This window comes from Clostridium sp. AF22-10, from assembly GCF_003478725.1.
GTDB lineage: Bacteria > Bacillota > Clostridia > Lachnospirales > Lachnospiraceae > Otoolea > Otoolea fessa.
On the sequence record NZ_QUFZ01000003.1, the window covers coordinates 22,228 to 42,253 of the forward strand.

A 20,026-nucleotide genomic window follows, 5' to 3' on the forward strand; every position below is an offset into this window, starting at 1 on the left:
CTCCTGTCTTTTTTTCGTAATTCTATCATCCAAATTCTGTGTATTTTTTAGGTTTCGCTGCACATATGCCTGCATTCTTTTGTAATATGAGCCATTTCCATCTTCATCATACCAGATTTTCTTTCTTCTGTTTCTTATATCTTTCTTATGATTTTTTACAGTTCACACATTGTGCAAACTGTAACAGGATTTTCTCATGATGCCTTATGTGACTTTCCAATCTTGCATAATCATGCAAAACGCGGTATACTAAAACCAGTTTAAATCATATGCATAAAGCTGGTTCCCGGCTCACGGATATACGCCACGAATCAACTTCCATGCACACACCAGGACAGGAGGGATTGCAGATGATCGAAGCAACGAGCTGCGGCGGTGTGGTTATATTTCGGGGAAAATTACTCGTTCTTTACAAAAACTACCGGAACAAATACGAAGGCTGGGTTCTTCCCAAAGGAACCGTAGAACCGGGCGAAGACTTCAAGCAGACCGCCCTCCGGGAGGTTCATGAGGAGACTGGCGTCGCCGCCTCCATCATCAAGTACATTGGTAAAAGCCAGTACACCTTCAACACCCCTCAGGATACCATCGAAAAGACCGTGCACTGGTATCTGATGATGGCGGACAGCTACTACAGTAAGCCGCAGCGCGAAGAATACTTCGTCGATTCCGGCTACTACAAATTTTACGAAGCCTACCACCTTCTGAAATTTTCCAACGAAAAACAGATCCTGGAAAAAGCCTACAATGAGTATCTGGATCTGAAAAAGGCAAATTTGTGGGGGAATCGGAAATACTTTTAATCACAAGAACAAAGAGGCTGTTGCAAAATCATTATCAAAAATAGATGATTGAGCGGCAGCTTCCATTTCTCTGCAAGCTAATCTGGGTTAAAATTCGCGGTTTTCCTGTTAAAAAAGGCTTTTCGGTAATTTCCTATGAAACAAAAAAACACCCCGTCCGCTGCACAAAGCCAACGAACAGGGTATTAAAAAGGGGAGGATAAGTATTCAAAAATTTCTCTTTTGTGATACTAACAGTATGACCCGTTTCTGTTATTCTATACATCAATCTCCAAATTTTTATACGCCTTTTATCTGCTTCCGAGTATCCGGTTTTCATATTATTTATCATACATACCTTTTTCCCTTGCTTTCTTCCTCTCTTTCCGTTACAATAGATACGTTTTGAGTTGTACTTTTTAATTTATTTTTACCTCTATGAAAAATACAACTCCAGCAAATCATTTTATGTACATTTTTATATTGATTTGAAACTTTTTATATCATAAACCTTGTACTTACCTCACAAAAAGGAGATTTACCTTATGAACAAGAAAAACATCTTAGTCGGACAGTCCGGCGGACCGACCGCAGTTATCAACGGGAGCCTTTACGGCGTTATCTGCGAAGGTGCGCGCCACAGCGATGCGGTTGGCTGCGTCTACGGTATGATCAATGGAATCGAGGGCTTTCTCGCGGATTCTTATATGAACCTTTCAGAAACACTCTCCGATGACGATCTGGAACTTCTTCGCCTGACTCCGGCGGCGTATCTGGGTTCCTGCCGTTTTAAACTCCCTGAGAACCTCTCCGACAGCTTCTACCGCGTCCTCTTTGAAAAACTGGAGCGGCTGGACATCGGCTATTTCTTTTACATCGGCGGCAACGACTCGATGGACACCGTCAGCAAGCTTTCCCGCTATGCGGCGCAGATCAAAAGCCCGATCCGCTTTATCGGCATTCCCAAGACGATCGACAACGATCTCGTCCTGACCGATCACACGCCGGGATACGGCAGCGCTGCCCGCTATGTCGCTGCATCCATCCGTGAAATTGCGCTGGACGCCTCTGTCTATCAGCAGAAATCGGTCACCATCGTTGAGATCATGGGACGCCATGCCGGATGGCTGACGGCTGCCTCTGCCTTAGCACGCAAGGAAGCCGGTGACAATCCGCTCTTAATCTATCTGCCGGAAGCTCCATTTGAGCTGGCACAATTTAATGACGACTTAAAGAAAGCGTTTGAAAAGACAGCGAATGTCATCGTCTGCGTCTCCGAGGGCATCCGCGACCACGGCGGTCGTTTTATCTGCGAATATTCAACCGAAGCCCAGGTCGACACCTTCGGTCACAAAATGTTAGCCGGATGCGGAAAAATTCTGGAAAATTATGTCCGCAACCAGTTCGGCGTCAAGGTGCGCTCGGTCGAGCTCAACGTCAACCAGCGCTGCTCCGGTCTCACCGTTTCCGCTACTGATCTGAATGAGGCCGAGATGGCAGGCCGTTTCGGTGTCCAGGCAGCTCTGGACGGCCATACTGGGCAGATGGTGGCATTTGAGCGTGAGACTGATACAGCTGCTTCTGAACCTGTTCATGCAGCTGCTGCCGTTTCAAACGCTGCAGACTTAGGCGCAGCATCCGCTTCATGCGTAAAACATCGTAACACTGTATATAAAATTCATCCAGTTCTCAAGGATGTCAATCTGATCTGCAATCAGGAAAAGAAAGTACCTGCCGAGTGGATCACGAAAAACGGTACCGATGTCAGCGATGATTTCCTGGCTTACTCGCAGCCGCTGATCCAAGGGGACGTTTCCCATATTATGGAAAACGGACTTCCAAAATATTTGTACCGCAAATAGTCCGTCACACAGTATAACTGCTTCATCCTTGAAATCCATACAAGCAACAGAAAAAGAGACGCTTCTTTCATTTTACGAATGCGTCTCTTTTCTACTTAATAATACATAATACCTGAATTTTTTCTAATTTACCCCAATCACACACTCTTATCATTTGGGGAGGAATCCTGACCGTGCCCTTTCAGCGCAGCCATCTTCTAAATCTAATCTTCCTCACAATCCCGAATTTCAACCCCATCATAAAAGAACATCAGAATCTCTTCATAATTCTTGCCTTCGCGCGCCATCTCCTGTGCGCCGTTCTGGCTCATGCCGACTCCGTGACCGTAGCCGCCGCCCCAGATGGTAAATGTGCGGATGTCTTTTTCCTCATCCCTGGCAGTTTCATCCACCGAGAAAAAGGCACTCGGAAGCGTACTCCATCCTGTCAGTTCGGTTCCGTCATTTTTCTTATAAACGAGTGATTCCGAGCCGAGGACACTCCGAATCTGACTCTGACCTTTCAGTGTCTTGGTTCCCTCGCTTCCGACGATCTGCACCGTCTGGGCGATACCACCCTTACCGCGGGAAGTCACAAAAATACCCTGAATCTCGCCGACGGTATCTACCTTCTGCTGCAGCTTCTTATTCGTGATCGTTGTTTTCCAGCGGTACATCGGGAACGAGGAATCATAATTCTGCTCACCCTGTCCCTGGATAAACTTGAGAAATGTGTCGTTGTCCGTCAAATCCGGAATCTTCTTCTTTTCCGTCAAACCGATCCCTTTCAGATACGGAACCTCGTCTTTGCTGGCGCCCCAGATCGTTCCATCGGTAGAATATCCGCAGGAAGTTGAAAAATAATACGTTTCCGCCGGGGTATCGTTGTAATATACAATCTTCCCGTCCGTCTCCTTGACTGCCAGATTCGTCCGCTCACTGCTCTCTGTATTATTGTACACCTGATAGTTCGTGCTGTCATCAACGTGTGCGCCGTAACGGCTGTATGCATTCGCCTTGATCTGCCGGTAGGCATACGTCCGTGCGCAAACTGCCTGCGCCTTGAGCGCCTCCAGCTCATAATTAGATGGCATCTCGCTCGGCACTACGCGTGTCAGGTAATCTTCGACGTCCAGCTCATTGATCAGAAGCAGCCCATCCGACTCCTCGCTCAACTCGAAGCTGCCGAAATACGACGGCGTTCCCTGCGCCCGCTTGGTACTCAGGATGCGGATCTCCTTCTGCGGGTCTTCCAGCGTGATCGTCATGCGCCCTTCTTTCAGACGGTCATCGCCAGGACTCACGGACAATTTCGTTCCCGGGCTCAAAGTCTCCTCTGATTCGCCCCAGGTCACATGCATCGTGCTGTCCGACTGGAGTACCACCTTCGTGTGAAACAAGGAGGAATAATCATCATTCATGATCAGCACGCGGATGTTCGTCGCTGAAAAATCATGATTTAAGAGTGCTGCGCAAACCTTTTTGCCAGCCACGACAAATTTTCCCAGATCATAGCCGACCAGCACATCCCGCTTTTTCTGCTCCTTGACGACTCCATATGTTTTATATACTTTAAAATCATCGTCCAGTTTCAGCGTTCCGTACCCGTCAATCTCGATCGTATCATCCTTGACCGAAAGTACCTTTCCTTCGATCATATCTTCCTTGAGCGACAGCTTGCGGATCTTGCCCTTATCCAGCTCGACATCCGCCAGCACGCCATCGGTACGATCCTTGAGCTTTTCTTCCTCTGGAAATGTCCGGACGATCGTGCCAATATACACATCCATCCCACCCGATTCTCCCGGAACGATCCAGACATTCTTATATGTAACTTTTTCAGACTGTACGCCGCACAGCGTGATGATCGAACCATCACGCTCATAGACCTCGATCTTCCGATCGATGCAGGCATCCAGCGACACGCCCTCAAAATTCATCGTTCCCTGATCCGTATATGCCGTCCATGCCGCTGCTTCCTTCACATTTTTCGGTGTTCCATAAAGCACCAGCTTCTGTTTTTTGACCGCGTTTTCCGAATCTGCCTTTTTTAAGAATGACTCATAAAACAGCCACCATTCTTCCTTCGGCATTGCCTTTTTATATTTATTTTTAGATACATTCAGGGCGCTCGAAAGCCCTTTTGAAACGCGATCTGCCGCATATGCCGCTTCGCCATAGGTCAGTGCGCCCATCGCGTAGCTTTTACTTATCTTCTCGTCTCCCGGCTCCAGATAGCCTTCCTCAATCATATAGTCAATATATTTGGCATACCATTCATCCTGATCCGGCGTTCCAAAATGGCTTCCGTGTTCTCCCTGCGACGCAACGATGTCGTCCCGGTCTGCAAATGATAACGCCATAGCTTTCGATGCCATGGCGCGTGAAATATCATTATCCGAGTGATCCAAAAATACAATTGCAAAGAGCAGGAGTGCCAGAAAAGCCGGAATCGCCACTGCCCAGTAAACCAGCTTTTTAGGTTTCAGAGACTGTACTGCCTTTCGCGATCTGCCTGTTTTCTTTTCCATATTTCTCCAGCCGCCTTTATTTTTTAACTGTCCTTTCTCATTCACAGTCACTTTTTATTTAACTCCATAAACGTTCCTGTTTTCTCATCAATGTGGTCTAACTTCCGGTATTCGTCTGTCTCCATCGGCAATTTCCGAAGCCGCAGCGACCGGTGCACCGCGCGGGAGATCAAGTCATAGATAACCGCAAATGCCGGTACTGCGATAATCATGCCGACGAAACCAAAGAGTCCGCCAAAGAAGAGAATCGAAAACAGTACCCAGAAACTCGAAAGTCCTGTCGAATTGCCCAGGATCTTCGGTCCCAGAATATTGCCGTCAAACTGCTGCAGAAGCAGAATCCAGATGAGGAAATACACACACTGGAGCGGACTGACTAAGAATACCAGGAACGCTGCAGGTATCGCACCGATGAACGGTCCAAAAAAAGGTATCACATTCGTCACACCGATAATGACGCTCAAAAGCATCGGGAACGGCATATTTAAGATCGTCACACCGATGAAACAGATAATACCGATAATGAGGGAATCCACCAGCTTGCCGATGATGAAGCCGCCGAACATCTGATTGATAAACCGGAGCTCCTCGATTACCAGATTCGCCTGTCTTAGATTCAGGCAGCCATAGACAATCTTCTTTCCCTGTGCTGCCAGTGTATCTTTGATATTTAGCAGATACACCATGACGATCAGACCGATCAGCCAGTTTTTGATAAATTCCAGGACACCCAGCACGCTGCTGGAAAGGCCTGTCACGATCTGTCCAATCCGGTGCATATCAATGTTGGTAAACGATTTCTCCGCCCAGTTCTGAAAAACTGCCAGATTATTTTCAAAACTGCTCAGAACCATATTTTCGATCTCCGGATTATTTTTCAAAATACGCTGAATCCATTCATACACATTCTGCACATACAGCGGAAATGAATCCTGAATGCCGATCAAACTCTCGATCAGCTGCGGGATCATAAGCTGGAACATCCCTACCACAAGCACAATAACCAGCCCCAGACAGGCTGCCGTCGCAAGCATCCGGGCTGCACCACGAACGTATTTGGAATTCTTAGTGACAGAGCCAAGGGTCTTTTCCACGATCCCTGCTACCCAGTTATATGCCGGGGCGGTCAGATACGTCAGCACCGCACCGCAGAGAATCGGCGCGAGGATTTTCACAACCTTGCGGGTGCCCGCCGACACCACATCCCAGTGTTGGATGCTGAACCAGAGCAGTATGCAGACCGCAATCACCGAAACTGCCGTCATCCCCATATAAATGTATTCTTTGAAATCTCTTTTTTCCATACTTATGTTCTTATCCGTTCCTCTTTTCTGATTTTACAATGTGCTTCTGGAAAATGTTACATTTTCTTTACACACTTTCTTTTACAGAGAAAGCAGCGATTGCTCGCTGCTTTTATCCTTTGTAACCCCAAAATGCCGGCTCTTACCATATTGACGCCTAGCGCTGCTAGGTGGGCAACCTCACTTAGATTTCTGTCTTCCACTCGAGAGGAGGCCTGACATCCATCTAAAAATATCGGAATCCCGTTAGTCAAAATGTAGGTTCAAAAAAAGCAAGAGTTGTCGAGCATCCCAGGAATTACAAATATTCTCTTTTGATACGGCTATTATACCGCAAGTCGGATGTTTTTTCAAGTTCCATTTTCTGATAATGCGGTCAGGTTGTTACTGTTCAGGTTATCCATCTCTCTATCTCTTTTAAGAAGCTCTTTTTTGTCTTTTATACTTCTCCCCACTTCATCAGGAAATCTCCCAGCTCTTCCACCGTCTCAATCTGGTAGTCTGCCCCATTTTCCGTAAACTCTTCCCGGGAACCATATCCATACAGCACTGCCGCACATGGGAGCTGATTTTCATGCGCCCCGATAATATCGTGTTTCCGGTCGCCCACCATGATAACCTTCGATTTCTCCGGTGTTGTTCCCAGACGGTCCAGCGTGTAGGCAATCACATCGCCTTTGCGGACCCGGATCTCCTCCATATCCGCCCCGCCAACCAGGGTAAAGTAGGAAAGCAGATCAAAATGCTCCAGAATCTGAATAGCAAACGGTTCCGGCTTCGAGGTTGCCACCGCCAGCGTAAGACCGGCATCCTTTAAACGTGCCAGCATCTCCCGGATTCCCGGATAGACTTTGTTTTCAAACATTCCCTGTTTCGTAAAATATTCGTGGAAATGGTCAATCGCTTCGCGCGCCTGCGCTTCGCTGAATCCGTAATATTCTTTAAAACTGTCCGACAGCGGCGGTCCGATGAACGGACACAGTTTATCCAGATCCGGCTCATCGATCCCGTATGCCTGCAGCGCATGCTGGACAGACTTTGTGATGCCTTCCTTCGGATCTGTAAGGGTTCCGTCGAGGTCAAATAGTATGATATGGTTCATATGGTTCGTTCTCCTTATTGTAGTCCGCGGTGCATTACTCCGCAGCACACCAGCTTGAAAAAACTACGTTTTCATTGCTTACGACCATTCTAATACATTTTACGCAAAAAAGAAAGACAACTTTTCTCCAGCCATCTTTCTTTTCTGCTTTTCACTCTTTATTTGTAAAATTCATGTCCACCATGCTGCATGACATAGGTCAGCTTGCCATCGAACCAGCGTACATTGGAGGAAGCAGAGATTCCGCGGTTCATGAAGTACAGGGCGCCGCCCGAGTAATCCTCGCCTTCCAGTGCACGGTTGACGCAGTCAATTGTCTGCTGCGTTACCTTACAGCTGTTGATCGTTCCATCCAGTACCGGTGAGAACTGGGATGGTTCGTACACAACGGCTTTAACGCTGTTCGGGAATTTCTTGTTTTTCACCCGGTTGATGATTACATTTGCAACCAGTATCTTTCCCCTGTCGTCACACACACCCGCCTCCGCCTGCACAATTTTCTGCAGAACACTGTAATCTTCATCGCTGTAAGAGATGACTGCGCGTTCCCGGCGCTCCCGTTCTTCTGCTTCCTGCGCCGCCTGCTGGGTCTGCATTCGTACTTCTCGTTCGATTACCTCTACTTCCAGAGCTTCCTTCGCAAGTTCATCCTGAATCCCCTGCTCCATCCTCTGTCCGAGTAGATGCTGACTTTCCTCGTTGGAGGCGAGAATCGTAAATTCTGATAAGCTCTCTGTCTCTGTCGTTTCTTCTGACTGCAGCATTTCTGTCAGTTCCACATCATCCGGATATTCCCGGTGTGCCGAGGCTGCATTTTTGCCAACGCCGCCAAAACTGACCGAATTAAATGCTATCACCGTCACAACCGCTGCCCCCGTCATCAATACGGCTGCGGTCCGGTACATCCTTTTTGTCACACGGACAAATAATGCCTTTATAAACTGATAAGCAGTCTGAAGAAATGTGTCAATGCTTGGCATACACTCTCCTCTTTCTATCAGTGCAGTCCTCCCAAAACCGGTCTGACTGCCATTTAACATCTGCGGCATCTTCTTTGGCTGTCTGATTTTTTCTGACAGCTAAGGACAGATCGTTACTGTTCACACACGTGTGCCCAGCAACGGGATTTTGCCGATGCTGCGCATTCCAAATCGGCAAAATCTGCTGCCAGAACTGTATCGTACGGAATTTTCAGTTCAGAAAATTCCTACCTGTGAACAGTTACGACAGATCCTCTCTGCCTGTGCCGCTTCCTTCAAGTGACGGGAGACATTATATGTGGTTTCCGGCTTCAAAGTCAACGTCTTTTTTACATTTTTGTGACAAATCACATTCTCATTTAACTTTTCCTTAATATTTATGTGAGCATTTTATAAACTTTTTTGCTTTTTCTTCCCAATTTTTATAAACTTTGGCTGGTATAAAATTTTCAATTTTTTACAATTCTGTTAAATTCTGCCCGTCAAAAAAACAGGCGAATCAAGTCGCCTGTTTTTTATGTCAACTGTAATAGAACAATTATGGTATCTGTAAAGGTGTCAGACAGACTCCTTACCACTCTAGATCAGCGCTACAAACTGTGCATCCACATATTTTGCAAGTTCCTCCGGATTCAGAATGACCTGAACACCTCTCTGACCCGCGCTGATGCTGATTTTGTCGAAAATCTGCGCTGTTTCTTCTATATAAGTAGGGAACTTCTTTTTCATGCCGATCGGGGAACAACCACCTCGCATATAGCCAGTCAGCGGAAGAAGTTCCTTCATATGGATCATCTCCACTTTCTTGTCCTTGGAAGCCTTTGCCACCTTTTTCAGGTCCAGCTCCTCATCGACCGGGATACAGCAGACCAGATAGCCGTTCTTATCGCCCTTTAAAACGAGCGTTTTGAACATCGTGTCATGGTCCATCCCCATCATATCCGCCGCATGGCTGCCGGATAAGTCGTCCTCATCTACTTCATACTCGCCTGCTTCATAATCGATTCCAGCCGCGTCTAAAAGACGCATTACGTTTGTTTTTGTCATAAGCTAAACCCTTTCTGGAGACAGATTTAGTGCACTCCTCTTATTTCTGGTTGATATAGTTTACCAGTCCACCGGCTGTGATGATCTTCTGCATGAACTCCGGGAACGCCTGCCCCTGGAAGCTCTGGCCGGTGGTTTTATCGGTAATCACACCGCTGTCAAAATCAACCTCTACCTCATCACCAGCCGCGATTGCTTTTGCAGCCTCCGGGCACTCGATGATCGGCAGACCGATATTAATAGAGTTGCGGTAGAAAATACGTGCAAACGTCTCAGCAATAACACAGCTTACTCCTGCACATTTGATTGCCAGCGGCGCATGCTCGCGGGAAGAACCGCAGCCAAAGTTCTTATTTGCTACGATGATATCACCCTTCTGTACTTTATTTACAAACTCTTTATCAATATCTTCCATACAATGTTTTGCCAGCTCGTTGCCATCCGGAGAGTTTAAGTATCTTGCCGGGATGATAACGTCTGTATCTACATTGTCTCCATATTTAAATACATGTCCATTTGCTTTCATTTCTATATCCTCCTGCGATTTATCCTGTTATTTTATTCCAATTCACGAGACGGCACCTGCGATTGCAGGAACCCCTTCCCCAAACCGTAATATCCGTTTGTAACTGTTCAGTACCTTCACAGTCACCCGCAGATCTACTGAACAGTTACATCCGTTTTACTTATTCCTAAACTTTTATGCCTATTACAGTCCCAGTTCCGCCGGTCCGCTCACTTTTCCGGTAATGGCGCTGGCTGCTGCCACTGCCGGGCTTGCCAGATAAATCTCAGAATCCACGTGTCCCATACGTCCAACGAAGTTACGGTTGGTCGTGGATACACATCTCTCGCCTTCTGCCAGGATGCCCATATAACCGCCCAGGCACGGACCGCAGGTCGGAGTGCTGACAACGGCACCAGCCTCGATGAAGGTCTCTAAAAGTCCCTCTTTCATGGACTGTAAATAGATCGACTGTGTCGCCGGAATCACGATGCAGCGCAGACCTTTTTTCACTTTTCTGCCCTTTAAGATCTCAGCTGCGATACGCATATCCTCGATACGTCCGTTCGTACAGGAGCCAATGACAACCTGATCGATCGCAATGTCACCCACCTCATCGATCGTTCTCGTATTCTCCGGAAGGTGCGGGAAGGATACGGTCGGCTTTAACTCGGATAAGTCTATGGTGTACTCTTCGTCATACTCTGCATCCGGATCTGCCTCATATACCTTGAAATCACGTTTAGAATGCTCTTTTAAGTACTCGATGGTCTTCTCATCAACCGGAAAGATACCGTTCTTGCCGCCTGCCTCGATCGCCATGTTGCAGATCGTGAAACGGTCATCCATGGAAAGGTTCTTGATGCCCTCGCCGACAAACTCCATGGAACGGTACAGCGCGCCATCTACACCGATCATACCGATAATGTGAAGAATGACATCTTTACCACTGACCCATTTTGCCGGTTTGCCGATCAGGTTGAACTTGATCGCGGACGGTACCTTGAACCAAGCCTTACCGGTTACCATGCCAGCTGCCATATCGGTACTGCCGACACCTGTAGAGAATGCGCCAAGTGCGCCGTATGTACAGGTATGGGAATCCGCACCGATGACTGCGTCACCTGCTACAACCAGACCTTTTTCCGGAAGGAGTGCATGCTCGATTCCCATCTCTCCTACGTCAAAATAGTTGGTGATATCATGACGACAGGCAAATTCACGACAGCATTTGCAGTTTTCCGCCGACTTGATATCCTTATTCGGGATAAAATGATCCATAACCAGCGCAATTTTGTCATGATTGAATACCGTCTGGTTGTCCATCTTCTTCATCTCATTGACCGCTACCGGCGTTGTGATATCATTTCCAAGAACCAGATCCAGATCTGCTTCGATCAACTGTCCTGCTTTTACCTCTGCAAGACCCGCGTGCGCTGCCAGGATCTTCTGTGTCATTGTCATTCCCATGATTTATTTCCTCCTGCATATACATACTTGGTAACGGCTCCGATGCCCTTACTGTTGTAGGAAAAAACTCTGTTCCAACGGTGCCGCTGCCATCTTTTGCTTTTTTATGTTTGTATTATAGCACCGGTTCTGTTATAATACAAATATATATTATTAATAGATACTATGAGTCGAAGTTATAGTGTTACTGTTCACGAGTAGGCACTTTTGGAACCGAAAGTGCCATAAAAAAACGTGGTGGCAGCAGGAATTTGCCGTATTTAAATGCGAAGCCGCGGCAAATTCCGTTACTGGGCACGTATGCGTGAACAGTAACTTTATAGATATAAAGGAGTATTATGGAACAGCATTTAACCCAGTACCGTATTTTCTACGCCGTTGCACGCGCCGGTAATATTTCCCGCGCCGCCAAGGAACTTTTTATCAGTCAGCCCGCGATCAGCAAATCAATCAGCAAGCTGGAAGAAAGCCTCGGCATGGCACTTTTTATCCGCAATTCCCGCGGTGTCTCCCTGACCGCAGAGGGACAGGTCTTATTTCAGCATGTGGAAGCCGCCTTTGAAGCTCTGGAGCGCGGTGAAAATGAGCTAAAACAGATCCAGAACCTCCACATCGGACAGCTCAAGATCGGCGTTAGCAACACTCTGTGCAAATATATTCTTCTTCCTTATTTAAAAGGATTTATTGCACAGTACCCGCACGTCCGCATTTTGATTGAAAGTCAGGACACTGCACGCACAATCTCGATGCTGGAACAGCAGAAGCTCGACATCGGTCTGATCGCCGAGCCGAAAAACCGCCGCAGCCTTTCGTTTCTTCCCGTCATGCGAATCGAGGACACCTTCGTCTGCACCCGGTCTTATCTGGAAAATCTGCGGATCCGCGAAGGTGCCGACGTCGATCCGTTCGAATCCGGGACAATCCTGTTGCTCGACCGCAGCAATATGACGCGCACGCACATTGACGCGTACTTTGCAGAGCACGGAATTGAACCGAAGCAGATTTTAGAGGCGACGACGATGGATCTTCTGATTGAATTTGCCAAAACGGGACTTGGAATCGGATGTGTGATCCGCGAGTTTGTGCAGGAAGAATTAAAGGATGGTTCGCTGATCGAACTCCCGCTGGAAGTGCCAATCCGAAACCGAACGATTGGATTTGCTTATCATCCGGCGGCAATGACGCGGACGATGAATGATTTTGTGCAGTTTTGTTCGGAATGATGAAATAATTGGCAACACGACCGCCATTTCCTATGAAACGAAAAAGTCCGGCGCATGGCGGTCAAGCTGCCATATGCCGGACTTTTTCTGTTTAGTTCCTATTTTTATCAATTTTCGTAACTGTTCAGTACCTTCACAGTCACGCGCAAAAATTCATTAAAAATTGCCTGCGGCAATGGAATTTTTGCCTGCTAGCCCATGTTTTCGTACGGTCAGCGCAGTAAATGCGCAGACCTACTGAGCAGTTACCGATTTTCTTTTAAAATACTCTTCGCACATTTCCACACACATGGAAATATTTTCCCATCTACTAGCCAGACATACACTTTCGAACAAATTCCTATTAAAATGCAGCTCAGAACCAGATTCACCCCGATCGCCAGCTTCTCTCCCGCCTCAGAATAAATGCTGTAAAACCAACAGGAAAAGCTGGCAATCACAAGCCAGTGTGTCAGGAAGATTCCCATGCTATACTCGCCGATCCACAGAATAATTTTTTTGAGGGTCCCCGGGAGCCAGGTCTCCAGACCGCCGAGCCAGAAGAGACGGAAGCCTAAAATCATCAGGAATGCAGCAACATGACCATAGAATTCCATGGTTCCGAGTCCACCTGGAAATCCATGCGCTCCCAATGTGGTTCCGATCCAGAAAGATTTTCGGACGAACCAGATGCTGAAAATCCAGAGGGCAGCACCAAAGATGCCATATTTTCCTTCTCCATCTTTAAGCAGATTCTCTTTTCGCTCTCTTTCTTTCATGGACTTCTCAACTGCCCGCATCAGCAGACAGATCCCATTTCCCAGAAGCAGGCATATATAAAAGCTGTTCATTCCGATCAGCACTGCCGCGACACCTGCCAGAATCAGGATTTTCTGGCGGGTTCCTACTTCCCGGAGCGGATGAAAGTACAAGAGTCAGAATACTTCCCATGAAAGTGTAGGTCAGCATCCAGGATGGACCATAGTACGTTGAATCCGCCTTGAAGATTGTATCAAACCAGGCATAGCGGATCGCCTTCAGACCGCCTGGCAGATAGCTGTAAAAGTTGCTCAGCCACTCATTTTCCAGGCGCGGCGCAACCCGCACCGTGTAGAAGAGACCGCCCCGGTAAAATAGATATGCCAGCAGAAAGGTGACCGTCAGCGGGCAGGTCAGTTTCAGATAGCGGCGCAGGATCTCCGAGCTCCACGAAGTAAACCGCCCGGAATATACCTTATCGGCTATCAGCATTCCGCTGATCATCAAAAAAAGACTAACCCCGAGGTCCATAGCGGAACAGGGGAAGCGGTCCTATTTCCATCAGCGCATTTACCTTATTGCTGCCCCAGCTCCCGAATGTACCGAACCAGTGACTTCCAAAAACCGCCAGACAGGCGTATGCCTTGATTATATTTACGTCATCATAGCGTTTCATCCGCGTTTCCTTTCTCATTCATGTAAAAAAATGTGCCTTTTTTGTGTAATAGAACATTCCAAAGAATTTCCTATTACACAAAAAACAGGACCGCTGCAAACCTGCAGCAGCCCTGTATAAGATTTCCTATATTCGAAAAACGATTAGTTGTTGATCAGCTTATCGTTCTCGTTGTTCCAGCTGTAAAGCTTACGGATCTCTGCGCCGACTTTCTCAGACGGATGCTCGGAAGCAAGCTTTCTCATAGCCTGGAAGTGTACCTGACGACCTGCCGGGGACATATCCAGTAAGAACTCTTTTGCAAAGGTACCGTCCTGGATATCGGACAGAATTTTCTTCATAGCTTTCTTTGTCTCAGCGGTAACGATCTTCGGTCCGGTTACATAATCGCCGTACTCAGCTGTGTTGGAGATGGAGTATCTCATACCAGCGAAACCAGACTGATAAATCAGGTCTACGATCAGCTTCATCTCGTGGATACACTCGAAGTAAGCATTTCTCGGGTCATAACCAGCCTCACACAGAGTCTCGAAACCAGCCTGCATCAGAGCACAAACACCGCCACAAAGAACTGCCTGCTCACCGAAGAGGTCTGTCTCAGTCTCGGTACGGAATGTAGTCTCCAGAAGACCTGCTCTAGCGCCGCCGATGCCAAGACCATAAGCCAGTGCACGGTCAAGTGCTTTGCCTGTGTAATCCTGCTCTACTGCTACCAGACACGGTGTACCCTTACCAGCCTGATACTCACTTCTTACAGTGTGACCCGGTGCCTTCGGAGCGATCATGGTTACATCGACATTCTTCGGCGGTTTGATGCATCCGAAGTGGATGTTAAAGCCATGAGCGAACATAAGCATGTTGCCCTCTTCCAGGTTTGGCTCGATGTCTTTCTTGTACATATCTGCCTGAAGCTCATCGTTGATCAGGATCATGATGATATCAGCCTGTTTTGCAGCCTCTGCTGCGGTGTATACTTTAAATCCCTGTGCCTCTGCTTTTGCCCAAGACTTGCTGCCCTTGTAAAGACCGATGATAACATCGCATCCGGACTCTTTTAAGTTCAGGGCATGTGCATGACCCTGGCTGCCGTAACCGATAATAGCAATCTTCTGTCCTTCTAATAAGGATAAATTACAATCTTCCTGATAGTAAATCTTTGCTGCCATTTTTCATTTCCTCCTTGGATCTAACAAAAATAAAATAAATTTATTATAAAGCATAGACCGGCGCCTCTCTGTGCGTCTTTGGACCAGACTTTGTAAACCTGTTGAATGCCTTGTATCCAGTCTATCGACTGATGTACTATGGCAGATAGCGGATATCATCCGCACCTCTGGAAAGACCGGTAAGACCTGTTCTGGCTAATTCCAGAATCTCATAATCTTCCAGAAGATTAATCAGCGCGTCCTGTTTGGACTGGTCGCCTGTCAGCATAACAGTGACAGAATCTTTTCCCACATCGACAATCGACGCACGGAAAATCTCGGAAATCGCATTGATCGCCATCCGCTGGTTCGCATTTGCCCTCACCTTGACGAGCATCAGCTCACGATATACGGAATGACCTTCCCGCAGTTCCTTGATGTCGTGTACATCTTCCAGTTTTCCAAGCTGCTTCTGAATCTGCTCCAGAACCTGATGATCGCCCAGCGATACAACCGTCATACGGGAGTATCTCGGATCCGCGGTCACGCCAACTGTAAGACTTTCGATATTATATCCGCGGCGGCTGAAAAGTCCAGCCACACGGCTTAAAACGCCGGCAGTATTATCTACCAGCAATGATAACACAATTCTGCTCATGCAATCTTCCCACCTTGATCTTCTGTCTTGTTCGTATAGCCTTAATGATAGCAACCAATTCTCAGTTTGTCAACTAATTAAAAGGAATGCTTTGTATTCCTCAGAGATATATCATTACTGTTCACGCATACGTGCCCAGTAACGGAATTTGCCGCGGCTTTGCATTTAAATACGGCAAATTCCTGCTGCCACCATGTTTTCTTACGGCACTTTCGGTTCCAAAAGTGCCTACCTGTGTACATTAACGATATATCAACACATCATTTCTGGTGTTCCTGCCACTTTTTCTCCCAGTCCGGACCGTATTTAAAATACATCTTCATCTCGGTTCCGACACTGATGAGGCGTGCATCGTCCGGGATCTCCTCACGCGTATACCAGCCTGCCTCAGAAAGCTCGTCCTCCTGCAGCCGGATCTTATCGTCCCCATCCAGTTCTGCAAAAAATCCGATCATCTCCGTATCAGTAAATGCCCACGGCTGACTCTTGAAATAGCGGATATTTTTAACTTTCAGCCCGACTTCCTCCATCACTTCGCGGCGGACGGTCTCTTCAAATGTCTCTCCGATCTCGACAAATCCAGCGATCAGCGCATACCCACGGTAGGTACTGTGGTTGACGCGGTAGCGCGACATAAGAAGTTTGTTCCCGTTCGTGATCGCCACGATGACTGCCGGGGAGATCTTTGGATATTCCGTCTGACCGCAGACCGGGCAGACGAGTGCCCGCTCGGTCCGGCTGTCCTGCGTCTTTGCCCCACAGCGTCCGCAAAACTGACGGCTCTGTCTCCAGCGCCACAGCTGCACCGCCGTGATCGCTGCAAATGCCTGGTGCATCGGCTCCATCGCACGGATGTCGGTTGACGTTTTCCATGCATAGCAAAGCTGCTCCGGCTCTTTTTCTGCCCCTTCCAGTGCACCAGAAGCCATCTTCCCAGCTTCCATATGATTTTTGTCTGAAACAGGCATCTGACCAGCACCTTCTTTTAGCTTTGCCAGAATCTCTTCCGCTTCTTTCTCCGGCACACTGACCAGAAAATACGGCTTCTCATCAACCGAAAAGAGATAAACCGCCCGATCCATCAGTTCCGGAACTGCCGCCTCAATCTCCTCCCGGCGCGGGATAGTAAGCACATGTTCCTCCACGGTCTCACGCAGAAGAATCCGGCTTTTCTGGATGCAGAAGACGTAGTCCTGTGCTCCAGGTTTCTGAATGTGGTATGTATTGTCATAGCGATGTGGTGCGATATCCTGTATCATAACTTTATCTCTCTATCCTTTTATTCTCTAAAACTTGTGTAACCGTTATTCCCATACTGTGTAACAATGTATAACGGCTGTCCTCGCAGACATTCTTTGTAATCTTTCTGCAAGTCATTTCATTTTACTCTTTTTAATAAAAAAATACAATCCCCGATTCGCCCCAAGCTTACAACCGTCCCACAAAATTCTCATATCCAAACGCCCGCACCACTTCCGCTGTCCCATCTTCATGCCGGTATACGATCGACGGAAGCGGCATTCCATTAAAGGTATTATTTTTGACCATCGTATAGAGTGCCATATCGCCAAACACCAGCCGCCCGCCCTCTTTTAGCGGTGCATCAAACGAATAATCCCCGATGCAGTCTCCCGAAAGACAGGTTGGTCCGCCCAGGCGGAACGTATACGGCTTTTCGCCCGCTTCTCCCGCTCCGATAAGCGGCGGACGGTACGGCATTTCCAACACATCCGGCATATGACAGGCCGCCGAGGTATCCAGAATTGCAATCTGCATGCCGTTTTCCATCGTCTCCAGCACGGAAGTCACAAGAAATCCCGCGTTTAAGACAACTGCCTCGCCCGGTTCCAGGTATACTTCTACCCCATATTTTTCGCGCAGCCCGCACACCAGACGGATCAGGCGTTCCCGATCATAATCTTCTCTCGTAATGTGGTGTCCGCCGCCCAGGTTCAGCCATTTTACCTTTGAAAACCAGGCTCCAAACTTCTCCTCCGCTGCCCGCAGCGTCGTCTCCAGGTCATCTGAATTCTGCTCGCAGAGCGTATGCATATGAAATCCATTCAGATACGGAGGATAGTTTCTTCAAAGTTTCCCGCCTCCGAAAGCATCGAAAGAGTCGTCCCCATGCGGGATCCCGGCGCACACGGATCATAGATCGCGTGACCCTCCTGCGTGGAACACTCCGGGTTCAGCCGGAGTCCCGCCTGTTTTCCGGCTTTTTTTACTTTTTCACCATATTTCAGCACCTGCCCCGGCGTATTAAAAACGATGTGGTCGGCATAATTTAAAATCTCATCAAACTCATCCGGGCGGTAGGCGGCAGAAAACACATGGGTCTCCCCGCCAAACTCCGTTTTTCCAAGTCGCGCCTCATAAAGCCCGCTCGCCGCGGTTCCCGACAGATACTGACGAATCAGCGGGTAGACCGAATACATGGAAAATGCTTTCTGTGCCAGCAGAATCCGGCATCCAGCCCGCTCTGCCGTATCCTTCAAAATTTCCAGATTTTTCTTTAAAAGCGTCTCATCCACCACATAAAATGGTGTGCGGATCGCCGCCGTGTCCCGGAGAACCCCAGCCGCCTCCCGTTCCTGCATCTGTTTTCCTTCCTTTCTTTCTTCCATCTTCCGTGTCCGTTCTCTTCCTGCGCCTAAAAAAACGCAAAATAAAACCATTTTCTTAATGGAAGCATTTTTACCTTAATCCACCAGTGCCGGATCCCAGGATTCCTTCCACGGAAGTCCCCATTTATTTAACGCATCCATAAATGGATCCGGATCAAATTCTTCAATATTATAAACGCCCGGTTTCTGCCAGGTTCCATTCATCACCAGCATCGCGCCGATCATCGCCGGTACACCGGTTGTGTAGGAGATCGCCTGGGAACCAACCTCTTTGTAGCACTCCTGATGATCGCAGATATTATATAAGTAATACTTCTTCTCTTTTCCATCCTTCTTACCCTGGAAAATGCATCCGATATTTGTTTTTCCAACGGTACGCGGACCAAGGGATGCCGGATCCGGAAGAACTGCCTTTAAGAACTGCAGCGGTACGATCTCTTTTCCTTCGTACATAATCGGCTCGATCGAGGTCATGCCGACATTCTCCAGGCACTTTAAATGGGTCAGGTAGCTCTGACCGAAGGTCATGAAGAAGCGGATCCGCTTGATTCCCGGCATATTGAGCGCCAACGATTCGATCTCCTCATGGTGAAGCAGGTACATATCCTTCATGCCGACGCCGTCAAAATCATACTCTCTCTTGATCTCCATCGGTTTCGTCTCTACCAGTGTCCATCTTCCCAGTAAGAACCGTTTGCCGACACCTCCCGGATATTGATCTCCGGGTTAAAATTGGTTGCAAACGGATAGCCGTGGTCGCCGCCGTTGCAATCCAGAATGTCGATGTAGTTGATTTCGTCAAACTCATGTTTCAGCGCATACGCTGAAAATACGCCGGTTACACCCGGATCAAAGCCGCTTCCCAGCAGTGCGGTAATGCCCGCCTCTTTAAATTTCTCACGATATGCCCACTGCCATTTGTACTCAAATTTTGCCGTGTCCTCCGGCTCATAGTTCGCAGTATCGATATAATGGGTCTTCGTCGCCAGGCAGGCATCCATGATTGTCAGATCCTGGTACGGAAGCGCCAGGTTCAGCACCACATCCGGGTTAAATTTCTCAATCAGGGCAATCAGCTCGTCCACGTTGTTTGCATCCACCTGTGCGGTCTGGATCTTCGTCTTGGTGGTTCCCTCTAATTTTTCTTTCAGCGCATCACATTTGGACTTTGTCCGGCTTGCAATGCAGATCTCCTCAAATGCCTCGCTGTTCTGGCAGCACTTGTGAATTGCTACGGAAGCTACGCCTCCACATCCGATAATTAACGCTTTTCCCATCTTTTTTCCTCCTGTATTCTGAAATGTACTCTGTTTTTGTTCCATTTTATAATCCAAATTTCACATTTGCTTTTGTTCAAACACTTTTCAGTTCATGTCTCAAACACACACTTTTATTTG

Annotated in this window: 16 protein-coding genes, 1 other RNA gene and 2 pseudogenes; 3 read left to right on the forward strand and 16 right to left on the reverse strand. The window is 47.8% G+C overall.

The genetic code is table 11. The features are described from left to right. Positions 1 to 350: 350 nt before the first annotated feature. The gene (locus DWX91_RS02745) at positions 351 to 803 is read left to right on the forward strand and encodes an NUDIX hydrolase (protein WP_022358438.1); all 453 of its coding nucleotides are present in this window, start codon (positions 351 to 353) and stop codon (positions 801 to 803) included. A 524-nt stretch (positions 804 to 1,327) separates the two neighbouring features. After that, entirely contained in the window at positions 1,328 to 2,644 is a 1,317-nt protein-coding gene (locus DWX91_RS02755; RefSeq protein ID WP_118472022.1) for a 6-phosphofructokinase, read from the forward strand. A 203-nt stretch (positions 2,645 to 2,847) separates the two neighbouring features. Here DWX91_RS02755 and DWX91_RS02760 read toward each other — a convergent pair whose 3' ends face one another. The 8 genes from DWX91_RS02760 to leuC form a co-directional block, all read right to left on the reverse strand. Continuing rightward, positions 2,848 to 5,154: a SpoIID/LytB domain-containing protein gene (locus tag DWX91_RS02760; protein WP_243017777.1), complete on the reverse strand. Its 2,307-nt coding sequence runs from the start codon at positions 5,152 to 5,154 to the stop codon at positions 2,848 to 2,850. Between the two features lie 47 nt (positions 5,155 to 5,201). Beyond that, positions 5,202 to 6,458, reverse strand: a complete 1,257-nt coding sequence (locus DWX91_RS02765) for an AI-2E family transporter (protein WP_107000114.1) — start codon at positions 6,456 to 6,458, stop codon at positions 5,202 to 5,204. Positions 6,459 to 6,578: 120 nt separating this feature from the next. Continuing rightward, a non-coding RNA gene (gene ssrS / locus DWX91_RS02770) (6S RNA) lies at positions 6,579 to 6,759 on the reverse strand. A 138-nt stretch (positions 6,760 to 6,897) separates the two neighbouring features. Beyond that, entirely contained in the window at positions 6,898 to 7,560 is a 663-nt protein-coding gene (locus DWX91_RS02775; protein WP_118472023.1) for an HAD family hydrolase, read from the reverse strand. Between the two features lie 158 nt (positions 7,561 to 7,718). Continuing rightward, on the reverse strand, positions 7,719 to 8,540 hold the full coding sequence (locus DWX91_RS02780) for a cell wall hydrolase (RefSeq protein ID WP_118293250.1): 822 nt from the start codon (positions 8,538 to 8,540) through the stop codon (positions 7,719 to 7,721). A gap of 579 nt (positions 8,541 to 9,119) precedes the next feature. Continuing rightward, a complete protein-coding gene (ybaK, locus tag DWX91_RS02785) occupies positions 9,120 to 9,587 on the reverse strand; it encodes a Cys-tRNA(Pro) deacylase (protein WP_117796452.1) in 468 nt (155 codons plus the stop codon). A 40-nt stretch (positions 9,588 to 9,627) separates the two neighbouring features. Then, the gene (gene leuD, locus DWX91_RS02790) at positions 9,628 to 10,113 is read right to left on the reverse strand and encodes a 3-isopropylmalate dehydratase small subunit (RefSeq protein WP_022359393.1); all 486 of its coding nucleotides are present in this window, start codon (positions 10,111 to 10,113) and stop codon (positions 9,628 to 9,630) included. A gap of 183 nt (positions 10,114 to 10,296) precedes the next feature. Then, positions 10,297 to 11,562: a 3-isopropylmalate dehydratase large subunit gene (gene leuC / locus DWX91_RS02795; protein ID WP_118538244.1), complete on the reverse strand. Its 1,266-nt coding sequence runs from the start codon at positions 11,560 to 11,562 to the stop codon at positions 10,297 to 10,299. Between the two features lie 338 nt (positions 11,563 to 11,900). Here leuC and DWX91_RS02800 point away from each other — a divergent pair, with 338 nt between their 5' ends. After that, positions 11,901 to 12,785 (forward strand): LysR family transcriptional regulator, encoded by an 885-nt coding sequence (locus DWX91_RS02800; protein ID WP_118538246.1) that lies wholly within the window; start codon positions 11,901 to 11,903, stop codon positions 12,783 to 12,785. A gap of 245 nt (positions 12,786 to 13,030) precedes the next feature. Here the strand turns inward: DWX91_RS02800 and DWX91_RS02805 are convergent, their stop codons facing one another. From DWX91_RS02805 to DWX91_RS02835, 8 genes and pseudogenes are all read right to left on the reverse strand, one after another. Continuing rightward, complete coding sequence (locus DWX91_RS02805; RefSeq protein WP_182435048.1) at positions 13,031 to 13,627, reverse strand: hypothetical protein; 597 nt, start codon at positions 13,625 to 13,627, stop codon at positions 13,031 to 13,033. Continuing rightward, a complete protein-coding gene (locus tag DWX91_RS02810) occupies positions 13,551 to 14,030 on the reverse strand; it encodes a hypothetical protein (protein ID WP_147354379.1) in 480 nt (159 codons plus the stop codon). Before DWX91_RS02810 ends, DWX91_RS02805 begins: the two co-directional genes overlap by 77 nt. A 7-nt stretch (positions 14,031 to 14,037) precedes the next feature. Continuing rightward, positions 14,038 to 14,199 carry a hypothetical protein gene (locus DWX91_RS16530; protein WP_182435049.1) on the reverse strand — a complete coding sequence of 54 codons (162 nt, stop codon included), beginning with the start codon at positions 14,197 to 14,199 and terminating at the stop codon, positions 14,038 to 14,040. A 143-nt stretch (positions 14,200 to 14,342) separates the two neighbouring features. Then, positions 14,343 to 15,365 carry a ketol-acid reductoisomerase gene (gene ilvC, locus DWX91_RS02815; protein WP_118482033.1) on the reverse strand — a complete coding sequence of 341 codons (1,023 nt, stop codon included), beginning with the start codon at positions 15,363 to 15,365 and terminating at the stop codon, positions 14,343 to 14,345. Between the two features lie 136 nt (positions 15,366 to 15,501). Then, on the reverse strand, positions 15,502 to 16,002 hold the full coding sequence (ilvN, locus tag DWX91_RS02820) for an acetolactate synthase small subunit (protein WP_022360536.1): 501 nt from the start codon (positions 16,000 to 16,002) through the stop codon (positions 15,502 to 15,504). Between the two features lie 260 nt (positions 16,003 to 16,262). Further along, the gene (gene nudC, locus DWX91_RS02825) at positions 16,263 to 17,261 is read right to left on the reverse strand and encodes an NAD(+) diphosphatase (protein ID WP_118472026.1); all 999 of its coding nucleotides are present in this window, start codon (positions 17,259 to 17,261) and stop codon (positions 16,263 to 16,265) included. 169 nt (positions 17,262 to 17,430) lie between these two features. Then, positions 17,431 to 18,602, reverse strand: a pseudogene (gene nspC / locus DWX91_RS02830) (carboxynorspermidine decarboxylase). Between the two features lie 102 nt (positions 18,603 to 18,704). Continuing rightward, a pseudogene (locus tag DWX91_RS02835) lies at positions 18,705 to 19,906 on the reverse strand (saccharopine dehydrogenase family protein). Between the last annotated feature and the right edge of the window lie 120 nt (positions 19,907 to 20,026).

Bases quoted from the DNA above. Each gene is read 5' to 3' on its own strand.
- leuD (WP_022359393.1), bottom strand. From the start codon at position 10,113: ATGAAAGCAAATGGACATGTATTTAAATATGGAGACAATGTAGATACA.
- ilvC (WP_118482033.1), bottom strand. From the start codon at position 15,365: ATGGCAGCAAAGATTTACTATCAGGAAGATTGTAATTTATCCTTATTA.
- DWX91_RS02745 (WP_022358438.1), top strand. From the start codon at position 351: ATGATCGAAGCAACGAGCTGCGGCGGTGTGGTTATATTTCGGGGAAAA.
- ybaK (WP_117796452.1), bottom strand. From the start codon at position 9,587: ATGACAAAAACAAACGTAATGCGTCTTTTAGACGCGGCTGGAATCGAT.
- DWX91_RS02780 (WP_118293250.1), bottom strand. From the start codon at position 8,540: ATGCCAAGCATTGACACATTTCTTCAGACTGCTTATCAGTTTATAAAG.
- DWX91_RS16530 (WP_182435049.1), bottom strand. From the start codon at position 14,199: ATGAAACGCTATGATGACGTAAATATAATCAAGGCATACGCCTGTCTG.
- DWX91_RS02775 (WP_118472023.1), bottom strand. From the start codon at position 7,560: ATGAACCATATCATACTATTTGACCTCGACGGAACCCTTACAGATCCG.
- DWX91_RS02800 (WP_118538246.1), top strand. From the start codon at position 11,901: ATGGAACAGCATTTAACCCAGTACCGTATTTTCTACGCCGTTGCACGC.
- DWX91_RS02755 (WP_118472022.1), top strand. From the start codon at position 1,328: ATGAACAAGAAAAACATCTTAGTCGGACAGTCCGGCGGACCGACCGCA.
- nudC (WP_118472026.1), bottom strand. From the start codon at position 17,261: ATGATACAGGATATCGCACCACATCGCTATGACAATACATACCACATT.
- DWX91_RS02765 (WP_107000114.1), bottom strand. From the start codon at position 6,458: ATGGAAAAAAGAGATTTCAAAGAATACATTTATATGGGGATGACGGCA.
- ilvN (WP_022360536.1), bottom strand. From the start codon at position 16,002: ATGAGCAGAATTGTGTTATCATTGCTGGTAGATAATACTGCCGGCGTT.
- leuC (WP_118538244.1), bottom strand. From the start codon at position 11,562: ATGGGAATGACAATGACACAGAAGATCCTGGCAGCGCACGCGGGTCTT.
- DWX91_RS02760 (WP_243017777.1), bottom strand. From the start codon at position 5,154: ATGGAAAAGAAAACAGGCAGATCGCGAAAGGCAGTACAGTCTCTGAAA.